The organism is Salinivibrio sp. MA427, assembly GCF_001996115.1.
In the GTDB taxonomy this organism is placed as follows: domain Bacteria; phylum Pseudomonadota; class Gammaproteobacteria; order Enterobacterales; family Vibrionaceae; genus Salinivibrio; species Salinivibrio costicola.
Window position 1 is genome coordinate 1 of the sequence record NZ_MUFH01000422.1, and the last position, 2390, is coordinate 2390.

Consider the following 2390-nt stretch of genomic DNA (forward strand, 5'->3'; position numbering starts at 1 on the left):
ATCGTGCCTTTGTCGATGAACAAACCACTGAGCGCCGTTGCTTCACTCAGCGCCCCGCCACCGTTATTACGTAAATCGACAACGATGCCACTGACATCTTTCTCTTGTAAGTTTGCCAATTCTTTTTTGGTATCATCGGCTAAGCCGACATAAAACCCCGGTACCGTGAGTACACCAATTTTATCTTCGCCGCGCGCGATCACTTCCGACTTCACCGCACGATCTTCAAGACGAATTTTATCGCGGGTTAACGTGACGTTGTAACTTTTAGCATTAGCGCCTTCAGGAAGAATTTTGAGTTGAACCTCGCTCCCTTTCGGGCCTTTGATCAGTTCCACCACGTCATCCAGACGCCAGCCAATAACGTCGACAACCGATTCGTCTTCCTGGCCAACACCAATAATGCGGTCACCTGGTGACAACTGTTTTGACTTGGACGCAGGGCCTCCAGCAACCAGAGAACGAATGACGGTATATTCGTTTTTGACCTGTAAAACGGCACCAATCCCTTCAAGAGACAGGTTCATTTCCGATTGAAATTGTTCGGCATTACGGGGAGATAAGTAGCTCGTATGCGGATCAACCTCACGGGCGAAGGCGTTCATGTAGACTTGAAACACATCTTCACTATGGCTTTGTGTGAGGCGTTTTAACGCACTGTTATACCGTTTCCCTAGGGTGTCGCGGATCGCATCATCCTCTTTCCCCGTGAGGCGTAAGTTCAATGCGTCATTTTTGACTCGCTTGTCCCAAATCGCATCAAGCTCCGCTTGATTTGCCGCCCATGGTCGCTCAGTACGATCCAGTACCATGCTCTCATCTGCGGAAAAATCAAACGGTTTATCGAGTACTTTTAAAGCGTACTGATAGCGTTCAAAGCGCTTTTTGAGAACCCGGTTATAAATCGCATACGCGGCTTCTGTTTCACCCGCCTTTAATTGGTCATCTAAACGATCTTCCCAACGCGATAGCGTGTCGACATCATCCTGAGTCAAAAAGACACGGTTATAGTCCAGCGTTTCAAGGTAGCGTTTAAAAATAGCCGCTGAGAACGCGTCATCGAGCGTAAACTGCTTGTAGTGCGATCGGGTAAAACGAGAGGTTACCCGCTTAGAAGCGGTTTCGTGTTGAGGTTCAGCAGAGAGTGAAGGTAACTCACTGAGTTGAAAATCGGCCTCTATGGCCTGGGCAGATGCTGCCAGCATGAGGCTGGCAGCAATCGCCGAAACGCGGCGTCGACAAAACATGCGTCGAGGAGTCTCCTTTAGGCGCTGAGGTGCTCCGCTTTTACTAACATGGTTAATCCGTTAGTTAGGCGAACCCGCACCTCATCCTTATTAATTTCAACAATGGTCGCAGGTAAATTACCATTGCCCATGTTCACATTTACGTCTTTGCCTACGACAACGTCGTTGGCGCTGAGTTCGCGACGTGGCTCACTCTCTTTCTTAGTCATTTTAGCGGGCTTTGGTTTACTTGTACGGCCTTTTGCCGATTGCGCTGCCGCTTTTTTGCCTTTGGCTGGCGCTTTTTCACCGTTTTTCGCCTGAGACTCCGCTTTTTTCGCCTGTTGTTGCTTACGACGCTCAGCGGCCCGTGCTTTACTTTCTGCTAGAGCCTGAGCCGCATGATCAATATGCTCTTGCTCTAACTCGCCGCACGCATTGCCATCTAAATCGACGCGTGACGCACCGGGTTTCACGCTGTGCAGATANGATCGCCGTCAAGACGAGTCGCAAGATCTTGAAAAATACCAATTTTTAATGGCTTGGCTTCGCCTTCAACAGTAAAACATTTAGGGAAACGTTCAGCAATATAGGCAATGACTTCTTTGCTGTTCGCGAGCTTTTCAGTATTTTCCATGTTTTTTCCTGGCCTGCTGCAGCAAAACTGCAGCAGCGTATCTACGTGTATTTAAGTATGAAAGTGGTGCGTATTATAGATACCTGATATTAAAAAACTACCAAGATTGGCGAAATCATAAGTGTTTTTGCATTTCTTTGACCAAGGTAGCCAGTCCATGCTCATCTTCTTGGTCAAATCGACCGATACTTGGACTATCAATATCGAGTACCGCATGCCGTTGTCCGTTGACGTGCACTGGCAGAACAATTTCAGCGTTACTGGCGGCATCACAGGCGATATGTCCTTCAAAAGCATGGACATCTTCAACTCGCATGACAATATCTTGTCGATAAGCCGCACCGCATACACCTTTATCAAAAGGAATACGAACACACGCGGGTTGGCCTTGAAATGGTCCAAGCACTAACTCGTCACCGTCATCAAGATAAAATCCCACCCAGTTGATATCGTCAAGTTGGCTATTTAGCAAGGCGCTCACATTAGCAAGCTTAGCGATAAGGTTAGGCTCACCTTCACATAAAGCC

At 47.9% G+C, this 2390-nt stretch carries 2 protein-coding genes and 1 pseudogene; all 3 read right to left on the reverse strand.

Translation table 11 applies throughout. The features are described from left to right. A partial coding sequence (locus BZG79_RS15220) for a PDZ domain-containing protein (protein WP_199878027.1) occupies positions 1 to 1247 on the reverse strand: 1247 nt, incomplete at its 3' end. Positions 1248 to 1264: 17 nt separating this feature from the next. Next, positions 1265 to 1863 (reverse strand): annotated as a pseudogene (gene proQ, locus BZG79_RS15225) (RNA chaperone ProQ). A 115-nt stretch (positions 1864 to 1978) separates the two neighbouring features. Continuing rightward, positions 1979 to 2390, reverse strand: a 412-nt coding sequence (locus BZG79_RS15230; RefSeq protein WP_206779507.1) for a GAF domain-containing protein, incomplete at its 5' end; no start/stop codon positions are given.